Raw genomic sequence first — 21,129 nt, 5'->3', positions numbered from 1 at the left:
TACGGTTCCAGTACAGGCGGATAAAAGACATCGTGGATGGTGAAAAAGTCTACTATGCCGATGCCGAACCCTGCGACATTCCCGAAGGTTGTCGCTTAGATGTCCGTGTCCAGATGCCGGAAGATTCGGTGTGGAATGTGGGGCAGGGGAAAGTTGAAAATACCGAGTGTAATAAATAATGGATTTGGAAAAATAAAACAGTGAGGAAATTTTCATTAGCCAAGTGAGAATGTTGATATTATCTCACTTGGCATTGTTTCACTAAAGGTATTTAGTATTTTATTTAAGTGGCTCTATTTCAGTCAGATAATCAGGTGCATACCGTGACTCGATTTTCACATTAACGTGAAATGCACCTGTATTATCACTAAAATCGCCGGGATAATCGTTAAATAAAAGTATTAATTCACCACCTGTAGGAATTGTTTTGTGAAGCACGCCATTACCAATTTTGTAGTATTTATCCCCAATTTTAGCAACCAGGCTATATTCAGAATTATTGGCTTCATCAACCACACCTTGAGGTGCAGTATATGGATTTCCTGGTCCTCCATATTGCACCCATCCGCTAGCAATAATCGATATCACATCCCCTGCTTTTAGAAAAAGCCCCGTAGCCTGACCATTTTCAGCTATAGCAGGGACAGTTCCAGACCAATCATACATAGTATTATCTCCTATAACTTCGTGAAGGCGGTGGGATACTGCTCCGCCTGTGAGCATCAATAAAATCGGTTCATCAATACTGGAGAGTGCGGCTTGATTAACTTTAATGGGTGAGATACATGTTTTGATGACAGGATGACATAAAATGACAGGCAGGGAATTAATAGAATTTATCATATGACTGATAAAACTCAGCACAGTAAAAGCGGGATTTCCCGTCTTTTAACCCCTTGATTTCATTAATCTATGGCATAGCGCCGGAAATTAATAAAATCAATAAGTTACGTTAAATGGTGGAATTGTGCCTTTTTTAACCTGTTGATTTAATTGAATTCCCGTTCTGTGCAGGAAATAAGTAAAATCAACGACTTAGCCAAAAGAGGGATTTCCCGTCTTTAATTCAGCACGCTTCTGTTTCAAACGGAGGGATGAATTAACTATAGGGGTTCCTTGAGGTTGAGGAGGCTCTGATTTCAGAGGCTCACCTCTTTAAGAGGTTTGGTTTGAGCGCCGAAAATATCGGTATGCAGTCTGGCGATCATTGGTTCCGACGAAATTCGTCGTTAGTCACTGAGTCACATTAAGTAACCCTGTGAGGGTAAAAGGTATGGTGGAAATCACCATACCCAAGGTGTGATATCACATCTTAAAGATGGTTGGAATTTCAACCATGATTCAGATTTGAGCCATCTACGGCAACTATAGGGATTTCTTCTATAGTTGATTACTATGAAAGTCAAAGGGTAGATTGCTGTGCTATAGTGATAGTCACTTTATATTCTGTATAATGTGCCTGTGTTCTAATCCTGAGTTAGATGGACAAATAAGGAGTAGAACAAAATTGATTTATTTTGCTCAATTGTCCATTTTTACTCACTAAATTTTTATGTGTATAGTGATGTGTGTAGGTTTATTTTTATAATTAATTTTTTATTTTAATATCAATATGTTAATTACATTGTTCGAATCTCTCCTCCTCCGCCATCTACACTTCTGGCAGCATCTCTTAAAGTCTACTTTTCCCAGTAAAATCAACGAAAACTCCCAAATAAAGCGCTATTAACGTCTACTGGCATCTATTGCAATGTACCCCAGTCAGGGGGTATATATAGGGGTAACTTTCTGTACTCCCTAAAAAAATACCCCCGTTACTGTGAGGGGGCAAGGATGCTGGAAATATGAAACTAACAGCCCGGCAAGTCGAAACAGTAAAACCCCAAGATAAAGATTTTAAGCTATCGGATGGCGGCGGTTTATACCTGCTGGTAAAGACAACCGGTTCTAAATATTGGCGACTGAAATACCGCATTGCAGGAAAAGAAAAGTTACTCGCTATTGGTACTTTTCCGCTTATCACTCTGGCAGAGGCCAGAAGAAAACGTGATGAAGCCAAGAAACTGATAGCCGAAGGTATTGATCCCAACCAAGATAAAAAACAGAAAAAACTGGCGGCTCAGGGAGAAATCAGTAACACCTTTGAAAACATTGCGCGTGAATGGTACGAGGGAAGAAAAGACCGGTGGTCTGTTGGTTATCGTGAAGATATGATGGACGCATTCGAAAAAGACGTTTTTCCTTATATTGGTCATCGCCCGATTGCTGAAATAAAGCCCCTCTAATTATTAGACCTCCTTTCTATTATGGAAAAAAGAGGCGTCACCGATAAATTAAAGAAAGTCCGCCAACGCTGTGGTGAAGTTTGGACGTATGCAATTATTACTGGCAGAGCCGAATATAACCCCGCTCCAGATTTAGCGAGTGCTTTTATCCCTCATCAACGCGAACACTACGCTCACCTTTCAGTAGATGAATTACCTGAATTTCTCCGTTCCATTGATAAATACATGGGAAGTCAGATAGTCAGAACGGCTTTGCGAATGCTGATATTAACGGGCGTTCGTCCGGGAGAACTTCGCAAAGCTGAATGGTCAGAAATTGATTTAGATAAGGCTGTTTGGACAATTCCTGCCGAAAAAATGAAAATGCGCCGTACTCATGTAGTGCCATTATCAGAGCAAGTTATCGATTTATTGAAGCAGATTCAGCCTATCAGCGGCAGTTATCAGTATGTTTTCCCAAGCCGGACAGATTACAGAAAGCATATATCTGATATGGCAATTAATACCATGATCCGCCGTATGGGATATTCAGGAAGAGCCACAGGCCACGGATTCCGGCACACCATGAGTACCATTCTGCATGATCAAGACTTCAACACGGCATGGGTTGAAAAACAGCTTGCGCACGTCGATAAAAACAGCATTCGAGGCACATACAATCACGCTCAATATCTGGATGGTCGTCGGGAAATGCTGCAATGGTATGCCGATTATATGGAAATGCTGGAACGAGGCGAAAATGTGCTGATCGGGAAATTTGGCAAAAGGGCATAACGATAGAGATTTTTTAAGAAAAGTAACATAAAAAGCAACGCCCCAGTGTGCTGTAACACATCTGAGGCGTCTGACCAATACCGTTAATTGGAGTAACGATGATGGCTGATATACAGTCTAACCAAACTCACCCTAAATTTACATCTTCAGATAAAACAGACGAACAAAAACCGCTCGAATTTATCCAAATCGTGAAAAAATCCTCCATGTATCACTGGGAAAATCTGCTGTCTGCCTGTGGTATTAATATTCCGGCAAAGGGTAAACATGGCGCTTGCCCTGTCTGCGGCGGTACTGACCGCTTCCACTTTATCGACGATCACCATCACGGCAATTGGCACTGTCGCCAGTGTGACGATCCGAACTATGGTGATGGATTGGATTTAGTGGCAAAAACCAAAGGAATCTCGATTTTTGAGGCTGCAAAGGTTGTTGCAAATGCGCTGGCATTGCCTTTGCCAGAATCCAAGCCAGCCCAAACGATGACTCATATCCCTAAACCGATCGCAGAACGCATCACGGCATTGGTTGCCACTGCTGTTACGGGTGAATCTCAATATCTGGTGAAAAAGGGGCTGCACTGCTCCAATCAGCAGTTATTAAAAGACGGCTCTTTATTGCTGGTGACTCAGACACTGGATGGCACAATCACAGGCGCACAGACCATCAAGCAGGACGGCGAAAAACGCCTTGTTTCCGGTTCGCAGAAAAAAGGCAGTTTTATCCCAGTATCTGAGATGGTCGGAACGCCTGACACTTTTATTATTACTGAAGGTTACGCTACAGCTTTAACTGTCAGTCAACTATATAAAGGTGTAGTACTGGCAACGATTGATGAAAGTAACCTATTGATTGTTGCCGAGCAGGTTAGAGAGCAGTATCTAAACTCCAGAATCATCATTGCCGCCGATAACGATTGGCACGAACCGGAAGAACGAGACAAAAACGGCAGACTGAAAAAGAATATCGGCAAGGTTGCAGCAGAGAAAACTGCCAAAGCGATCAACGGATGGATAACATTACCACCTACAGAGTATAAAGCCGATTGGGATGATTACCGACAACAACACGGTATAGACACGGCAAAACAAGCCTTTGCTCAGGGGCTTTATCAGCCAGCACTAATCAAGAAAAAAGAAGCCATTCAGCTTAATAATAATGCCGAGCCTGCAAAATTGACACTCTGTCAGATGGGAGCCAGCCAGCGGGGGGAAGTATTGCTGGCACGGTATAACGGTGATCTGGCACTGGATGGTGCTTCGGAAACCGTTCACCACTATGACGGTATTATCTGGCGTCCGGTCAGTGATCGTGATTTAAGGCGGGAAATGGTGGCTGCTTTTATGGAAGAGAAACTACCGTATTCGCCACATGGTATTAGTTCAGCCGTGGATGCCCTGAAATTACAGCTTCCCATGATGCAGTCACCAGAACGCCATTTAATCGGATTCAGTAACGGAGTATTTGATCTGAAAGTCTGCCAGTTCCGGCCTCACCGCAAAAATGATTGGTTATTGCTTGCCAATGACGTCGAATTCAATTCCCCTATTTCGGGGGAAACTCTGCAAGATCACGCGCCACAGTTCTGGCGCTGGCTTAATCAGGCAACTGCCAACTGTGAAAACAAAACATATAGAGTACTAGCGGCGCTGTTTATGGTGCTGGCGAACCGTTATGACTGGCAACTTTTTCTGGAAGTCACCGGCGCCGGAGGCAGTGGCAAAAGTATCTTTGCTGAAATCTGCTCAATGCTGGCAGGTAAAGGAAATACTGTTTCGGCAAGTATGGCAGCACTGGAAAACCCACGGGAACGGGCGTTGATTGTCGGTTATTCGCTGATTATCCTGCCAGACCAAACTCGCTATGTGGGCGATGGTTCCGGCATCAAGGCGATTACTGGCGGCGATGAAGTTGCTATCGATCCGAAGCATAAACAACCCTATTCAACCCGCATTCCTGCGGTAGTGCTGGCAGTAAATAATAATGCCATGAGTTTCAGTGATCGCAGTGGTGGAGTATCGCGACGTCGCGTGATTTTTAATTTTTCTGAAGTTGTGCCAGAAAATGAACGTGATCCACTTCTGCGGAATAAAATTGCTGTAGAGTTGCCTGTAATTATCCGGCATTTATTGCATCGTTTCGCTGATCCACAATCAGCGAGGCGTTTACTGGCAGAGCAGCAGAAATCTGCGGAGGCGCTGGATATCAAACGCGGTACAGATCCACTGGTCGATTTTTGCGGTTATCTTATTGCTTCCCATGAAGCTGACGGTTTATTAATCGGCAATGCGGAAATTATGCCGTTCAATCCCCGTAAGTACCTCTATCACACCTACCTTGCTTATATGAAAGGCAATAACCTGAACAAACCTGTTTCCGTGACTCGTTTTGGCATGGATATGCCGGGCGCACTGGCAGAATATGGTCAGCATTACCTGCGTAAGAAAAGCAAACAAGGCATTCGTAGCAATCTGAGCCTGCATCTTGATACTGCTATCGAATGGATGCCGAAACTGACAAGGAATAGCCAGCCAGAAGAATAATTTTTTTCTGATTTCAGACATTTTTCAAAGAAATATAAAAAAGTGTTCACCACTGTTCACTCTATAATTTAAACCAAATATATCAATGTATTATAGGCTGAATAGTTATTTTAAAACTGTTCACAACTATTCATCACTGTTCACCTTTTTTCTGGTTGGAGGTGAACGGTTAGGTGAAGAGTAGTGAAGAGTTTAATTTCAACTCATCACCCTTTAACAGTATGAATTTAAATAATATTATTCGAAGGTGAACAGGGTGAATAGTTTTACCCATAATTATTTAATAGGGATGGGGGGTAGGTAAAAAAGTTTTCTTTGGCAGGTGATCTTTCAGCTCTCCAAGCTACTGGGCTAATGCATTAGCCCAGTAGCTTGGAGAAGACAAGCGCAGCGCGTCAGTGTAAGGTTAAATTACTACATCTAAATCATTAGAAATTGCCTTTAGTCTTATTTTGGATAAAAGCGAGCTAGTTGTATCAATGTGATTACCAAATAAGACTCGATCTAACACTATTGGTGATCTAAATGAAACCTAACCAGATAGGAGACTTTGTGCTAGGGCGTGAAGCGGGCACTATCCAGAAAATTACGGTTGTGGCGTAGTGGCCAAGTTTAGCAGCATACTCCAATGCAAAACGTTAGGCTCCATAGGTACACTGTGAATACATACAGTTTAACTTTATGATACACTTACAAACTGCTACCTATGTCAGAAACTGGATTGAATCTTAATGTTTAAAATCAATAAATTAAAAGTCATTGACTTGTTTTGTGGTGCCGGAGGGCTATCCTGTGGCTTCATAAAAGGTACAAATGGCACTTATTTTGAAAGCATTCTGGCAATCGATCATGATAGAGCAGCTATCAAGACCTATAATGCAAACTTTGGTGAGCATGGGGTAGTTGCGAACATTGAGGAATGGATTGCTGAAAATCCGATCCCTGAGGCTGATATTGTTATCGGTGGGCCACCGTGCCAAGGTTTTAGTTTGTTGAATAAAAACCGTGAAGGGGATCATCGACGTGCGCTATGGGAACCTTATATGGACATCATCGAGAGATCATTTGCCTCGGTGTTTGTTATGGAAAATGTACCGGGGCTCTTGTCGAGTGATGAATTTCAGGATGTTCGTGCACGTGCAGAATGTATGGGGTTTGTGCTTCTGAATCCCTCAGTACTCAATACCGCTGATTATGGCGCTCCTCAGACGCGTAAGCGTGCCATCGCAATTGGTATTAAAAAAGAGCGATTTGCCCTAGAAGGTATTCCAAGCTTCCCACCAATGCCGTCTCATCAAAATCCGGATAAACCCGGTTCGCTTCCTGCGTGGTTAACGGTAAAAGAGTTCATCAATGACCTGCCTGAGCCAGTAGGTACTGAAATGCGAGATGTTCCTCCTCCGTTGGATCTGCATTTTGGTAGAAATCCTACAGCACTCTCACAGGAACGCTATCGCGCTGTTCCGGTTGGTGGTAACCGGTTCGACTTACAAAAAAACAGACCAGATATTACACCTGCCTGTTGGATTAAAAAGACCTCCGGTGGGACAGACCTGTTTGGTCGTTTATGGTGGGATCGCCCATCCGTAACCATCCGGACGGAATTCTTTAAGCCGGAAAAGGGGCGTTATCTCCATCCAGAGAAACATCGTCCAATTACGCACCGTGAAGCAGCCCGCTTGATGAGTTTTTCAGACGATTTTGTTTTTGTGGGGACGAAAACAGAAATCGCTCGTCAGATCGGTAATGCTGTACCCCCTATTTTTGCTCAAAAAATTGCCTCTTATGTTATTAAATTGATGGAATGTAGAATTCAACATGGCGAGAAGATCGAAGAAGAGCGAACCGGAAACGCTGCGTAAACAGCTTTTAGCGTTGATTGCTGATTTTGAACATAAATTGTTAGAGGACTCTCTACGGGAGCAGGTGTTTATGCTTGTTCCTGCAAACCACTTGTTACGTGATTTGGGCAGTTCTCTGTTAAATGAAGATAATTGCAATTCAGCTCGGGATCGCATCTTGGCATATTTACTCAAATATCCTCGGGCAATCATCCATGGTGATGAACTGATGGTGGTTGCAGGAATCAGTGAATACGCTCGAAGAATTCGTGAATTACGCGTTCAGTTCGGCTGGTCAGTCTTAAGCGGAACGACACTTAAAGAGATGGTTGAGCAACAAGAGATTTCTCTCGATGAACTTCAGGCAACTTCTGTAAACTGCCTCAAAACAGATGTTTACGCACTGATGACTCCGGAGCAGGATAGAGAAGCAGCACTACGTTGGAATGAAGCGAATGTGCTACGTCGCAGCAAGATCTCAACGAAAGATAAAATTCTTTCCTACCTTAGGAAAAATGTTGGCCGCCCGGTAACCGGTGAAGAGTTACGGTATTTGGCAAACGATAGCAAGGAATGGGCCCGCCGTACTCGAGAGTTACGTACCGAAGATGGTTGGCCTATTGCCACCAAAAACTCAGGTCGCCCAGAATTAGCTGTTGGAGCGTATTTACTTGAGGAAGATCGGCAGGCCGAAGTTCATGATCGGAGGATCCCTGACCCTGTGCGAGTCAATGTTCTCGAAAGGGATCATCATACTTGCAGAAATTGTCATTGGTCGCACGCAAGGAAGACTGCTAATGATCCTCGGACATTCCTTGAGTTGCATCACATAGAATATCATGCTGATGGTGGTGAAAACACTCTTGCTAACCTCATTACGCTCTGTAATGTCTGTCATGATGAGGTTCACAGGAAAAATATTCCGAAGGTTCTTTTAATTAAATTATTAGAAGAGTGATAGGGGCTGTTGATGTATTGAGGTCATAATTCAATCAACCCACATTGGCAACCAGATAATGATAAATGCCAGTGCCAACATACTGGCATAATTCCGTTCAAGTTTATCGTATCTCGTTGCTATTGCTCTAAAATGCTTAATTCAAGCAAAGGCATTTTCCACTAAGTGACGATAACGATATCGCGAATTTTCATAGATGTAATCATCTCTTAATGAGAGTAAAAAATTCAACATCTTTAATGAAGATGATTGTAGTTTGTTTTTTGAATAGTTCTGTAATCCATTAATATAAAGAAATTAAATAGAAGTTGATAATTAAATTCCATATAATGTAAGTCCTCAAGAGAAATTAATTGCAAATTGGTGACCATAACCTGCTAATAATGTATTGATCTCATATTCCATTGTTTCCTGAGTCCAAGTGATAAAACGTCGCCAGTGGTATTTAGCCTCCCTCCAGACGATTTCAATCAAATTCAGCTCAGGACTGTAGGCGGGAAGGTAAAGTAAAAACAGGTTGTGCTCTCGTAACCAGCGACGTTTAATTTTTTCATCGATCCCATGATGGATAGGCGCATTATCTAACACGACAAATGTCAGGCGATGATCGCCTTGTTGGGCGATCTGCGCTAAAAAAGCAATGACATCACTCCGCGTAACACTGCTTGATTTTATCTGGTAAAACAGCGTGTTATCGGTGTAATTTAGCGCACCTAGCACTGACCGTCTGACCGAGTTTTGCGGCTCGGCTTCATGGGGCTGACCTCGTGGACTCCATCCGTATTGCACCGGCGGGGAAGCGGAAAAACCCGCCTCATCAAAATAGACCAACCGATAATGACCTAATCGTGCGCCTGCCTTAATCTTATCTAATAAGGCCGCTTTTTTAGCGAACTCCGCTTCATTGCGTTTTTTTTAAAGACAGGCGAGCGCGTTTATAGGTTAATCCCTGTTTTTTCAGGGTATTAGACAGCGTCTCAAGCGTACAGGGCAAAGGGCCATGCTTGTCCTCAACTTTCTGTGCGATTCGGGCTAGCGTCAGAGATTTTGCGCTAGCGGCTTCAACCGCTATGGCAATCATGTCCGGTGTCATGGCGGGATATCGGCCTCCGACATGGCCACCTAATAATCCGGCTATTTCTGAATTATGCCAGGCGTGAACCCAGTCATAAATAACTCTGAGACTACATCCTATCTCCTCGGCAATCTGACGGGGTTTGATGCCTCTGGCAAGCATGAGCAACCCCGTTCCTTGCGTTCGGATATCCCGATGTATGTGATTCAAAGCCAGTTGTTGTAATGTAATACGTTCAGGTTCAGAGAGTGTGATATTCGATTTCATAAGAACAGGCAGTCAGTCATCGGATTAGCAATTATAACACCAATGCAGATAGTTTATCTGATCAACTTAATTTAATAGGATTTATATTATTTATTAGATTGTTTAGGTTTGCTTATCATTAATTTTTATTCAGATATAGAATGGGATTGAACTAGATAAAGCCTGATGTTTTATGCTGATATAGATAACGCGATAAAATGAGGGTGATTATTATGAATAAATGGCTTTTTGTAAAAATACACAACAAAGCCATTTATTAAAGTATGTGATATTGATTTACTTTTCCATATAAAAGATTAAAACTACCGACTTTAACCGGTGGCTGTTGAATTATTCAAGGATCTTTTTAATTGAAACTGCCCAATAGTATCTTCTGATGTGAAGTAATTACCTTTTAAAGTGTCACTATCTATTCTAATTTCTAGAATTGCAGCGCCTTGATATATTTTGGGATTTTTAACATTTTCGTTATTAATTTCATTTTGATAAATATAATATAAATTTATATTTTCTAGTGAGGATTCTCTTATCGGAGTTACTGATAATGTTTTTGATTTTTTTGTTCTTATTGTCATATTTATATTATATAAGGACTGGTTTATCTCACAAATACCTTCAGAAATACCCGATTGTGGTTCTGAGAAAATTTCACATTTTTTCTTTTGCCAGTGAATAATAACATCCCATTTACCATTAAGATCTGGAAACAACACCTTGGACAGAAAAGGTATGTATTTCCATATTTTTCGCCAAAATAAGCCAAATAAAATAATGACAAATGTTGTAATTGATAAGCTTTTAGATAAAAGATTTAAGGATATCTCATTATTAGTAAAATGATAAAGTATATATGTTGATAAAACATAGATCATTATTATGAATGATACTAATATATTTTTATTTATTAGTCTAATCATTTGAGACTCTCATAGTAAATTTCAACTCCATTTTGAAAGATTGCTAGTCCAAAATTATTACTAGCTATTCCTGTAAATATAACCCCCTTAATACAGCTTCCGAATAGAGCGGCTAGATATCTACCTCCAAATCCATTCTCTCTTAAAAGAGTTATATTTTCTATTATTGGTGGAGAAAAATATTGTGAAATATTGGTTAACTTGTAGTCTCCATTTAATAAATGAAAGCCATCATGGTATCCACTTGCATATTGAGATACTTTTTTTAAATGTTCAATAGTATTTAAGTGACCATAAGGTAATTTTTTTTCCTTAAAGGAAAAATCGGAATGGGTTTTATATCAGAATAAACAATTAATCCTATACCAGAAAAGTTAGGCGTTTCTGAACTAACAGTGTGCAATATATTTTTGAGTTTTTCTATGTTTGCTATCATAATAATATAATTAACTAATTAAAGATGTTAATTAGTTTATCACCTTTGTATTTATAAATGAATTGAAAAAACTTGCTTTCAATGCGACTATTTGACATAGGGTAAGATTACGTATTTTTAATAGGATTATTTAGGCTACATGAGATAACTGAACGCCAACGTTACTAACACGTTTTGGGGCTTAAATGAGCTGGAGTAAACTGCCAAAACTAGTCTTATTATGAAGTTATATTTGACAAATTAAATTCAAATTAATCGATAACATAAGCTGTTGACCCTACTCACCACCGCCGTTAATATTCCACTTACACTAATGATCCATCGCCTGTCAGGATCGCCTTCGGGTGGCGAAATAAAACTCTCGTAGCCTGAAAAAGAGAGCAAGAATTGCGGTACATCTGCCCACCTTTGGGAGCAGATATTGTCAAGACACCTAAACCCTCGTCTGGCAATGAAGGTCTCTTAAACTAATAGATAACCCAAAAGGATATCTACCTTGTTACCGAAGTGTATTGAACGTGGATTCATACACTGGCGTTTCAAATCAACATAAATCCTATTTATCTTCAATGAACAACAGGATGACTTTTGCGCATCCGTTCATACTGTTATTTATCCTTGTTTGAATTATTCAACAGACAATTTTTCTACAGCTAATCCATTAACATAACTACCGTTTGACATTTAACCTTACGGCGTTTTGCTATGCCTGATGGCACTTCAACGTTTGCACAGCTTTTTCTGACAGTTCGCGGAACTCAAGGCGTCACTTTTTGCAGGGTTACCGCTGAAAGTGACGCCGCAGCCAAAGAACACCATAACTCTCAAAGGCTCTGGCCTGATTAACCACGCAGTGAATCTGACACTGCATTTTATAGATTGAAAAAGGAGAAATTGACGATATCGAGGCTGGCTTATAGCCGGTGGGGATGACCTGTTAATGCAGGCGGCAGTACTGAGTACTCAACCGATACCCCGCAATACCTCAACTTGCGTTCACTCTGGCGCACAAATATCGATCAAGGGTAAGGCAGGCATTTTATGTTTTGTCCGAACTGTCGCGCGCCAGAGATTGCATGTTGTTAGGTATAAGTAAGGAAATTGATGAACTGGCTGATTGAAGAATTAAGCATTCGGATCGCTGCCTGTTATGTTGCGTGGGTTTATAGCTGTTAAACTTAGTCGTCCAGTTATTGATTCAGATAAAGCAATCAGTTAAAGTTCCCCCGCCATTGGCACAATCCAATGGTAAGGTTTAGCAGCCTTAAAGAGTAACCCCGCTGGTAGGAATTTCTACCAGTGGTGCTTGCTATCATCCTTTCAATGGTGATTCAGGCAGGGGAGGCTTCGGCCTCGCCGGATGGTTACTCCCGGTCTGCTAACCCTGCTTTGAATCACCACCATCAATGATCAATTAATGGAAGGGGTAGCAGGAATGAATAACAACGTTAAAAATGATTGGCATCAAGCCGATATAATTGCTGCATTGCGTAAACGGGGTACAACTTTAGCGGCTGTTTCTCGTGAGTCAGGACTCAGTTCATCCACACTAGCAAACACACTCAGTCGCCCCTGGCCTAAAGGTGAATGGATAATCGCGGATTATCTCGGTATACATCCTTCTGAAATTTGGCCTAGTCGTTACTTTGATATGTATGGTCGGTTAATTGAACGTAAGGTTCGCGATAAACCACAGGAATAACCCGTTTTAATTTGTGATCTAGTTCGTAAAAATGATAAATGTTTATATGAAGCCCTGAGCGTGAAATGGTAGTCAAATTTGACCATTTCCAAATCTCATGGCTTTTTTGCTTTAACGTGATGATTAAAAAGTTATAAATCTAATTTCTACGCAAAATCTACCAGACTTGATGTAGCAAAATAATGTGGGGGTACAACTGGGGGTATGCGACTTTTTTAATAAAATTATTTTCTTAAATATTAATGTCTTAAAATTCCAGTATTGCGCTCTCCTCGCCGTTCTGGGTGGCAAACGCACTCACCATGTGGAGCATCGACTGCCGATTCTTGCCATCATAAGTTCCCCGCAACGTTTTTCCGTCAATGGCGATAATTTTCCCTTCTGAGCGTTCGTTAACCCATTGAACCCAATGAATAAAACAGTGCTGAAACTCAACGGGATTGAGCCGAGAAATCAGGCGAGCGATAGCATCATGTCCCGGTATTCCATTAGGAAAAAGGGGTTTTTCTTGATACCAGTTCAGGTACGTTTCGCCGAAATCTTCAATATCTTCCCATCCTTCTGCACCGGCGATGATGGCTGTAATCGACAGAAAAAGGACATCAAACAAAGGATAACTGATCTTAGACGACTGGCGGGGGTCTGTTAATGTACTGAAATACCGAGAAAAAGCATCGATACTCATAAGAATACTTCCCGAAAAAAGAAGTATGAAATTATATTTTTTCTTATTCGTCAAACCTGAAATTTTTTAACAAAAAGTTCACGCTCTCGCCCTGATAGATAAATGGATTGTGGAAAGCGGTAATAAGTTGCATCAAGGCATGAGGTTTTTTTTCATGTGCAACTCCATTAATACCATACTGTCCTAATCGTTCTATGGCATCATCATCGGTTAAAGCTAATGTACTGCCGTTGAGATCAGTAAGAATATGTTCAAGGCTTTGATTAGCTCGTCTCGCGACGATAAATTCTTTTTCCTTGGCTAAACGACGCGTCAATCGTCCATTCTGAAATTATCATCCGGATTCGGTTCAAAATGATGCTCCAGAGAGGCCTTTATCATCTCATCCGTTAATTGGCCCACCGTGGCACAAAAATAGCCTCTACTCCAAAAATGTTGACCCCAGTATCGTTTTTTCAGATGCGGAAACTCTTCAAACAACTTACTCGCTGTCCTTCCCTTCAGTTTCCTCATGATTTCTGAGGGCGTTAATATCGGGGGGCTACTCACCAGTATGCGAATATGGTCTTTGCTCACTCCGCCCTTTAATATCCTGATTTCAAACGTTTCACATGTCTGACGGACTAACTCCCGTACCCGTGTAGCCACTTCACCTATCAGCACTTTGTACCTATATTTTGTTACCCACACAAAATGATATTCAATCTGAAATACTGTGTGGCTGCCGTATCTGTAATCCATATTACACCTCCGGTACAACACAGTATTGCAGCTAAAGCTGACCGACTAAAGTCGGTGGTTTTAACCTTTCATATGGAAGAATAAAATGTTCGCACAGAGAATAAGTGCTGTAGCAATCCCTGCTGCCCAGTACAGTCCCATACCACATAATTCCCCTATTCCCGCTGAACACCATAATGTCGCTGCTGTATTTAAACCACGGATGCTCATTCCCTGACGCATAATCACACCAGCACCAAGAAAACCAACTCCAGAGATAATTTGTGCAGCAATACGATCAGGATTTCCCTCAGAGGCGCTCATTGCAGTAACCATGAAAAGTGCAGCACTTGTTGATACCAAGGCGTTGGTTCTTAACCCCGCCATACGTTGGCACCATTGGCGTTCAGCTCCAATCAAGGCCCCAAAACACAGTGCAGATAGTAAATGCATTGCAATAGATGTTAACAACATGGCATTCTCCATAACATCAAATGGATAAAGATACTCTAAGTCCCTCAAGTTGTTGATTGTGAACTCGATTGATTAGCGCAAACTTGAAATCTGTCAGGTGCAGAAAATCATGTACATAGCGGCTAGCTCATTTAATTTTATTGGTTGCGTTTTTTATTGGTTGCGTTTTTTAATTCGTTTAAAACTAATACGCAAAAAATAACCTGAAGAGATCATCTCTTCATCGTACATAGAATACTCTGACAACGAGTTTTTAATCGATTATTCGTATGTTCCCGGAGGGAATAAGGAGAGAATATATGGCCACATCATGTATACCCCGATATACCTTCAGTTAATACCTTACTAAGAATTCCAATTCAGTAGATCCTTAATATCGGATGATTTTTCTTCAGGTGGGTACAACTCATGAGGTTAAAGTAGCACCGCCCACCATTCACAGGTAAGCAGCAAATCGAAAGGATATGAACAGTTTACCAGATTATTTTTTTATTTAACCAAAAACTTTGACTGTCCAATTAATTGTTCTACAAGACAGCAATGGCTTTCTGTTTTTCCCCTAAGTTACTTTCATTATGTGATTTTTTATCAACTAAACAAATAAATCGCGGAAATTTTAGGATTGAACATATAAAGTGAGATTCGTGAAATAAATTTTATGGTATAGAAAACACAGGTGCAGGAAAACAAAAAGCCCGCCACGGCATTTGCGCTGGCGAGCTTAAATAAGGCATAAAGGCAGAAATTAGATAGCAGTCACGTTTGCTGCTGCTGGGCCTTTGGCACCATTTTCAATGGTGAATTCTACGTTCTGGCCTTCTGTTAAGGTTTTGAAACCGTTACCTTGAATGGCAGAGAAATGTACGAATACGTCTTTGCTACCATCAGCTGGAGTGATGAAACCAAAGCCTTTAGATTCGTTGAACCACTTCACTTGACCTTTCATTTTGTCAGACATTTGACTTTCCTATATATCAAAAAAAACTCGCCACCTCGGGCATGTGTTGGCCAGTATCAGCTATTACTTATGGAGGCACTAAGAAGGAAACGGTCAACAAAGGCTACCAGAGGGATAGCACTTACACATAACGCATTAACTCAATATGTCGTACATAAAGTAGGTCTGTTAATCAGGCCAAACGCATTAACGCATGACCGCACACGAATATCAACCTTTTTATGTATTATCGTTTTAAAAAAAACTCAGGCGCTCAATATTAGAACAGAATAATATAATAAACAGGTTTTTTTATAATTTTATTTGATTTATTCAACTTTTTCTTAGCACGAAAAATACAAGATATTGCTTGCCAACAATAACAATTTGCCAAATAAATTAAAGCAATTGCTATACAGATATCGGTTCAGGACATGCTAACCTTGAAAATGCCATAACTTTCAATTCGATCACGATTTTTACAGCATTTTTTACGACACAATTTCTACAAAGTGAGTGGGTTAGTATTATGAAAATCATACAACAGATATTGATTCAGGATCTTGAGCGGATCAATCTTACAGAGCATCGTGATGGTAAAGTACATTTCAACAGCACTTTTATTCGCCATCATCCCTACTTGTGTCTGGCGATGGTCATTGCCTATGCTTTTCTTGCTATGCTCATGTGGTACGCACCCTATTTCGGCACCGGGTCTCTTTTTGCATTTACTCTAGCCTTTATTGCTATGGCAGGCGTTTTGCTATTTGATATCAAGCCAGTCTATCATTTCGAAGATATTGACGTACTTGATTTACGGGTATGCTATAACGGTGAATGGTTTGTTAACGAGCAAGTTTCTAAGAAAGCGATCAATAAGATACTTACTCATCCCCAAGTGCCAAATATAATCAAAGATGACATCAAGCATATCATGCAGAAGAAACAGGAGGTTTGTTTTTATGATGTGTTTATGCTCGCTTGTTCGGAACAATCACCCTATGCCCCATCTATTAACATGGTTAATAAAAATGCATAAATCTAATAAATTCAATAAAATAGTACAATTATAAACCAATAAGTTTATATGATGAGCAAACAGTAAGAAAAAAGAATTTTTGCGTTGACACTATTCCAGTTCATCGCTAGTATTCGCCCCGTTCTCAAGAACAACCCGATTCCTCCATAGTTCAGTCGGTAGAACGGCGGACTGTTAATCCGTATGTCGCTGGTTCGAGTCCAGCTGGAGGAGCCAGATTCAAATATCTCGCCAGATAAGTCGGCGGGATGTTAAGGTTGAGAAAGGTAACTTAGCCTAAGCCTTTTCAAGCGGCTTCCCAATCGGGGAGCCGTTTTTTTTCATCCTGATTTTTTATTTCCCATTACTAAGACCAGGGGTTACGCATGAAATGTTGGTGGGCTAAAATTGATTAAATCGCAGCGCTTCCATATAGCCATTATCCCACCCGGCCGATTTCCTTCGAGCACTCAAACTCAGTTTACTGTTGGTATCTCGTTTAACAATATTGAGTGCCATTTTACGTCATTGGGCAAATACTCTTGTGGCGGTCCGCTCTCTCATCCGTGCATCATCTTCTCTAAAAGTGACATCCAGTACCCAGTGTAAACTATTTTCGATAGCCCCATGTTGTCTTATGGCACCTAGTTGAAAGGCGGGAGAATCATGACAACGGCTTAAATAATAACGAAAATCAGAGGGCACTGTGTCAGAATAGCGTTCTTGTCGTATCGTTTCCGTTACCAGAAGAGCCTGAATATCTGGCCAAGAACTTAAGTATTTTGTTTCTGAGGTCAGCGGCAGAACCCACCCGCGTCGTCTGACGGTACGTCCGTGACTATCATCGAATTCATCATAGTCAGGTTTAAGGTAAGGTTTTTGGGTTATCTGTGGTTGTTGAAAATAGTTAACAGCTTCCGAAAAAGTTTTCCCCTGATTGCCTTTAAGCGACAAAATATAATCAGCTTCACTCTCGCGTAATTGCTGAGCAATCGTGCGTTGGCAGCTCATCGCATCCATCGTCACGAGATGTCCTTTCAATGAAAGCATCGATAATAATGCCGGGATAGCCTTAATTTCGTTTGATTTTCCGTTTACTGCACACTGACATAAGCTGAGTCCTTTCTCAACCGAGAATGCACTCACCACATGTAGTGGGCTTTGTTCAATTTTCTTATCAAACGAATGGCGTAAACTTTTACCATCAATCGCAATGATCACCCGCTTTTCTGAAGAGACGTCACGAGAAACCCACTGATAAAAATGACGTTCAAAGAGAGCGGGATTTAATAAACTGAAACAGCGCCGGAAAGTATCATGTGAAGGAATACCGCCTTTGAGCGGAAGAAATGAACCCAGCCAATCCTTTTTTAGCTGGCCGTACTATTCAATATCGGTCCAGGCATTAGCCCCGGCAATGACAGCGCATACGGCGATCACTAAGATATCAATAAAACGGTGTTTAACCTTTCCCTGACAACGTGGATCTGGAAAATCAGAAAAGACCGCCACTAATTCTTTCATCTGCACCCCTCTCAAAATGAAGGAATTATCCACTCAATATTCTCATGCGTAACCCCTGATCAATACCCCGGTAACTCAGAACTTATTCAGTATTTTTTCTACGCAATAGCAAGACAAGAAATGCTAAATTGACGAACTGGAGGCGGGTATTCAAATACCTTTCACAGTTCTTCCATAACCGTCGGCATTTTTCCAGCCAGCCAAACGAACGTTCAACCACCCAACGTTTAGGGATGACTGCAAAAGTATGGAGTTCATTGCGCTTGGCAATTTGTACGTCAGCTCCACATAATAGCTTGATTGATAATGCAAATTTATCACCACTATAACCCCCATCAGCTAAAAGGCTCTTTAACTGCCCTAAATTAGTCTGATGGGACACCAATACTTCTACAGCGCCATCTCCTGTCGGTCACATTCGCCGTTGTGACAGCAATTGCATGAGGTAATCCCTGACTGTCTACCGCGATATGACGTTTGATACCGGAGATTTTCTTACCAGCATCATAGCCTTTCTCACGCGCCGTATCCGTGTTTTTCACACTTTGCGCATCAACTATCATGAAAGTAGGGCTGGCGTTCCGACCATGGCTGATGCGGACCTCGCCAACTGCATTTTTTTAAAGCCTGCTCCAGCAGGCTTGGCTCCATTTCTGACGGTTTCTCTTTCCAAAGTTTGAAATAATAGTACACAGTACTTTTGCTGGGGAAATCACGGGGAAGCATATCCCACTGGCAGCCACTCTTGAGGATATACAGCAACGCGCAAAATACCTCATAGACATCAACTGTCCGAGGCCGGGTGCGTTTTCTATTGCTGAGTAATAAAGGCTCAATTTCCTGAAAGGCTTCTCGACTAATATCACTCGTATGGATTTTTATCATATTAATCATATAGATGAACTGTCGTCTCTGACGGAGCAACAGCGGCAGGTAGCGGATGCCCGCGCCCTGCTGGCGCTGGAGGTTTTGAACCTCCGTGATGCGGGCATGTCCCGTTCGGCGGCGGTGCAGTATTTTTCTGACGGATCACGTCAGGGGACGTTACCGCCGGTGCTCCAGGCCGCCGCAGACAATGCCAATGCCCGCAAGGGAAACCGGCGCGGCATCGGTACACGGGCTTTGCAGGAATGGGTCACGCTCTACCAGAGCACCAATAACGGCGATGAGCGGCTGGCCTTACTGTCACCCGGTCATAATAAAGAAGTTCAGCCGGAGCAGGTGCAGTGGTTTCCCCTGTTCCTGTCACATTACCGCAATGTGAATGGCCCGTCATTACAGGCGGCTTACCGCAGTTTTATTGAAGAATGGCAGCAACTTTACGCTGACCAGCCGGCCATGCTGGACGCCCAGCCTTCCTATGATGCGGTACGCCGGGTGATGACAAAACTGCCGAAGCGGGAAAAAGCCCGGGGCCGTCTCACCGGCTCCGCTGCCCGTGCACTGGAAACCTACCAGAAACGGGACTGGTCACAGATGCCGGTTAATGGCTGCTGGATCAGTGATGGTAAGAGCCTGAATTTGAAAGTGGCGCACCCCATCCACGGCCGGCCATTTACACCGGAATTGACACTGGTGCTGGATGGCCGTACCCGCTATAGCAAAATCAGCATAACATGGCATATTCAATATGCTCTGTAAACAGCTCATCAACTGAACATCTCTTTTGTCTTCTTATTGCTTTTGCTCCACCCTATTTGTGTTCTATCGGATTCAAATCAGGGCGATAAGCAGGAAGCCATTCCAGTTGACATTCGCTATCAACTATCGCTTGTCTCGTGTCATTTCTTTTGTGGAAAGACGCATTATCCATGACTATCACTGCACCGTGCGGGAGCTTTGGCAATAAATCTTGCGTTATCCATGCATGAAAGACATCCGCATTAATGCTCCCGGTAAACAAACTTAAGGTGACGAAGCGATTGTTGAGAATGGCCCCAATCACGTTAATACGGCCTTTCGCATGCCAGTCGTGTGTACCAAAACAACGCTGTTCTTTTTCAGCATACCCATGTGTACGTGGCATGGATTGAGCAAAACCACTTTCATCTAAGTAAACAATCGGTTTGCCTGCCTGTTCATAGCTATTGATCCGCTCGACAAACGCTTGACGAGCCTGAGGGTCAGCGCGAGGGTGTTCTAGCGTTTTTTTATGCGTGAGCCGAAGTCGTTTCAAGGCGTAATGAATAGCCGACTGCGAGACACCTAAACGTTTTGCTCTTTCCCATTGATAGTCATCAGGAAAATTTTGGACATCCGCGATGAGCACCTCATCAGGAATTTTCATGGGAGGCTTATCACGCGTCATGCAAGGTTCTATTTTATGACTCCACCGGAACAGGGTACGAATAGAAATCTCAAAATGGGCACTCGTTTGTTCGAAAGTCAACGAATGCTTATCTTTGTATGCTAGGACTCTTTTTCGAAAATCTAAACTGTAACCCATTTCACTTTATGCCTTGTCATATTGGATCTGGATATTATGCCATATTAGTATGATTTAGCTATATGTGGTGGGCTGGTCGCCAGGGCAAGCGGGTCTAAATTATACTGACGTAAAACCCACCGTGAGGACTTTCAGCATATAGCTATTATCCCAGCCTGCTTTCTGACGCTTGGTTTTCACACCCACCTTAACTGTTTTCTCATTTTTCAGCAGGTTAAGGGCTATTTTATTCATTAATGCTATGTTTTCAGCGGCATGACCACTTCTCAGGCGTTGGCTGTCTTCACCAAAACTGACGTCCAACTGCCAGTGCAGCTTCGTTTCAATGTGCCAATGACTGCGTATTGCACACGCGATAAAGTCGGCCGACTTATCACGGTGACTGGTGATATAGTAACGTCTTTCATAACTCGCGGATTTTCCCTGCTCTTCACGCCAAAAAAGAGTTTGATATCGTCGTGAAATTCGCCCTGGTTGCCTTTTAACGCCAGCACATAATCGGCCTAGTTCTCGACAATCTGGTCAGC

Annotated in this window: 15 protein-coding genes, 1 tRNA gene and 6 pseudogenes; 8 read left to right on the top strand and 14 right to left on the bottom strand. The window is 42.0% G+C overall.

Features of this window, described 5'->3' with window-relative positions; genetic code table 11:
- Positions 1-279: 279 nt before the first annotated feature.
- Positions 280-864, bottom strand: coding sequence for a LecA/PA-IL family lectin (locus ABLA76_RS15700; RefSeq protein ID WP_348988627.1), 585 nt, complete (start codon positions 862-864; stop codon positions 280-282).
- Between the two features lie 980 nt (positions 865-1,844).
- Here ABLA76_RS15700 and ABLA76_RS15695 point away from each other — a divergent pair.
- The 4 genes and pseudogenes from ABLA76_RS15695 to ABLA76_RS15680 all read left to right on the top strand — a co-directional run bounded on the left by ABLA76_RS15695 (position 1,845) and on the right by ABLA76_RS15680 (position 8,401).
- Positions 1,845-3,059, top strand: a pseudogene (locus ABLA76_RS15695) (integrase arm-type DNA-binding domain-containing protein).
- A 206-nt stretch (positions 3,060-3,265) separates the two neighbouring features.
- On the top strand, positions 3,266-5,602 hold the full coding sequence (locus tag ABLA76_RS15690; protein ID WP_348988630.1) for a DUF5906 domain-containing protein: 2,337 nt from the start codon (positions 3,266-3,268) through the stop codon (positions 5,600-5,602).
- Positions 5,603-6,333: 731 nt separating this feature from the next.
- Entirely contained in the window at positions 6,334-7,464 is a 1,131-nt protein-coding gene (locus tag ABLA76_RS15685) for a DNA cytosine methyltransferase (protein ID WP_348988626.1), read from the top strand.
- Complete coding sequence (locus ABLA76_RS15680) at positions 7,421-8,401, top strand: HNH endonuclease (RefSeq protein WP_348988625.1); 981 nt, start codon at positions 7,421-7,423, stop codon at positions 8,399-8,401. Before ABLA76_RS15685 ends, ABLA76_RS15680 begins: the two co-directional genes overlap by 44 nt.
- A gap of 30 nt (positions 8,402-8,431) precedes the next feature.
- Here the strand turns inward: ABLA76_RS15680 and ABLA76_RS15675 are convergent.
- From ABLA76_RS15675 to ABLA76_RS15660, 4 genes and pseudogenes are all read right to left on the bottom strand, one after another.
- A pseudogene (locus tag ABLA76_RS15675) lies at positions 8,432-8,581 on the bottom strand (transposase); the annotation flags it as partial.
- Between the two features lie 159 nt (positions 8,582-8,740).
- Positions 8,741-9,265 carry an IS630 family transposase gene (locus ABLA76_RS15670; protein WP_348988629.1) on the bottom strand — a complete coding sequence of 175 codons (525 nt, stop codon included), beginning with the start codon at positions 9,263-9,265 and terminating at the stop codon, positions 8,741-8,743.
- A 37-nt stretch (positions 9,266-9,302) separates the two neighbouring features.
- Complete coding sequence (locus ABLA76_RS15665) at positions 9,303-9,743, bottom strand: helix-turn-helix domain-containing protein (protein ID WP_348988624.1); 441 nt, start codon at positions 9,741-9,743, stop codon at positions 9,303-9,305.
- A 311-nt stretch (positions 9,744-10,054) separates the two neighbouring features.
- Positions 10,055-10,660, bottom strand: a complete 606-nt coding sequence (locus ABLA76_RS15660; protein WP_348988623.1) for a hypothetical protein — start codon at positions 10,658-10,660, stop codon at positions 10,055-10,057.
- A gap of 1,871 nt (positions 10,661-12,531) precedes the next feature.
- On the opposite strand from ABLA76_RS15660, the gene ABLA76_RS15655 reads away from it, so the two are divergent.
- Positions 12,532-12,798 carry a helix-turn-helix transcriptional regulator gene (locus ABLA76_RS15655; RefSeq protein ID WP_038209717.1) on the top strand — a complete coding sequence of 89 codons (267 nt, stop codon included), beginning with the start codon at positions 12,532-12,534 and terminating at the stop codon, positions 12,796-12,798.
- A 277-nt stretch (positions 12,799-13,075) separates the two neighbouring features.
- On the opposite strand, the pseudogene ABLA76_RS15650 reads toward ABLA76_RS15655, so the two are convergent.
- The 5 genes and pseudogenes from ABLA76_RS15650 to cspE all read right to left on the bottom strand — a co-directional run.
- A pseudogene (locus ABLA76_RS15650) lies at positions 13,076-13,483 on the bottom strand (ISAs1 family transposase); the annotation flags it as partial.
- A 43-nt stretch (positions 13,484-13,526) separates the two neighbouring features.
- A complete protein-coding gene (locus ABLA76_RS15645) occupies positions 13,527-13,799 on the bottom strand; it encodes a cation-transporting P-type ATPase (protein ID WP_348988622.1) in 273 nt (90 codons plus the stop codon).
- Positions 13,796-14,224, bottom strand: coding sequence for an IS200/IS605 family transposase (gene tnpA, locus ABLA76_RS15640; protein WP_348988621.1), 429 nt, complete (start codon positions 14,222-14,224; stop codon positions 13,796-13,798). The genes ABLA76_RS15645 and tnpA overlap by 4 nt, the downstream gene beginning before the upstream one ends.
- Positions 14,225-14,305: 81 nt before the next feature.
- Positions 14,306-14,689, bottom strand: a pseudogene (locus tag ABLA76_RS15635) (MgtC/SapB family protein); the annotation flags it as partial.
- Between the two features lie 733 nt (positions 14,690-15,422).
- On the bottom strand, positions 15,423-15,635 hold the full coding sequence (gene cspE, locus ABLA76_RS15630; protein WP_047766586.1) for a transcription antiterminator/RNA stability regulator CspE: 213 nt from the start codon (positions 15,633-15,635) through the stop codon (positions 15,423-15,425).
- Between the two features lie 508 nt (positions 15,636-16,143).
- Here cspE and ABLA76_RS15625 point away from each other — a divergent pair.
- Both ABLA76_RS15625 and ABLA76_RS15620 read left to right on the top strand, forming a co-directional pair.
- Positions 16,144-16,653 (top strand): YlaC family protein, encoded by a 510-nt coding sequence (locus ABLA76_RS15625; RefSeq protein WP_047766587.1) that lies wholly within the window; start codon positions 16,144-16,146, stop codon positions 16,651-16,653.
- 140 nt (positions 16,654-16,793) lie between these two features.
- Positions 16,794-16,869, top strand: a tRNA-Asn gene (locus ABLA76_RS15620).
- A gap of 288 nt (positions 16,870-17,157) precedes the next feature.
- Here ABLA76_RS15620 and ABLA76_RS15615 read toward each other — a convergent pair.
- Positions 17,158-18,156, bottom strand: a pseudogene (locus tag ABLA76_RS15615) (ISAs1 family transposase).
- A gap of 85 nt (positions 18,157-18,241) precedes the next feature.
- Positions 18,242-19,041 (bottom strand): annotated as a pseudogene (locus tag ABLA76_RS15610) (IS5 family transposase); the annotation flags it as partial.
- Between ABLA76_RS15610 and ABLA76_RS15605 the strand changes: the two are divergent.
- Positions 19,027-19,797: a hypothetical protein gene (locus tag ABLA76_RS15605; protein ID WP_348988620.1), complete on the top strand. Its 771-nt coding sequence runs from the start codon at positions 19,027-19,029 to the stop codon at positions 19,795-19,797. The pseudogene ABLA76_RS15610 and the gene ABLA76_RS15605 sit on opposite strands and share 15 nt — an antisense overlap.
- A 52-nt stretch (positions 19,798-19,849) precedes the next feature.
- Here ABLA76_RS15605 and ABLA76_RS15600 read toward each other — a convergent pair whose 3' ends face one another.
- Both ABLA76_RS15600 and ABLA76_RS15595 read right to left on the bottom strand, forming a co-directional pair.
- Positions 19,850-20,602: an IS630 family transposase gene (locus ABLA76_RS15600; RefSeq protein WP_348988619.1), complete on the bottom strand. Its 753-nt coding sequence runs from the start codon at positions 20,600-20,602 to the stop codon at positions 19,850-19,852.
- A 99-nt stretch (positions 20,603-20,701) separates the two neighbouring features.
- On the bottom strand, positions 20,702-21,067 hold the full coding sequence (locus ABLA76_RS15595) for an ISAs1 family transposase (protein ID WP_348988628.1): 366 nt from the start codon (positions 21,065-21,067) through the stop codon (positions 20,702-20,704).
- Positions 21,068-21,129 lie beyond the last annotated feature (62 nt).

It is taken from the genome of Xenorhabdus sp. SGI240, from assembly GCF_040081915.1.
Lineage (GTDB): Bacteria > Pseudomonadota > Gammaproteobacteria > Enterobacterales > Enterobacteriaceae > Xenorhabdus > Xenorhabdus bakwenae.
Note: the sequence above shows the minus strand (reverse complement) of the source record. Positions and strands in the feature narration are given on the sequence as shown.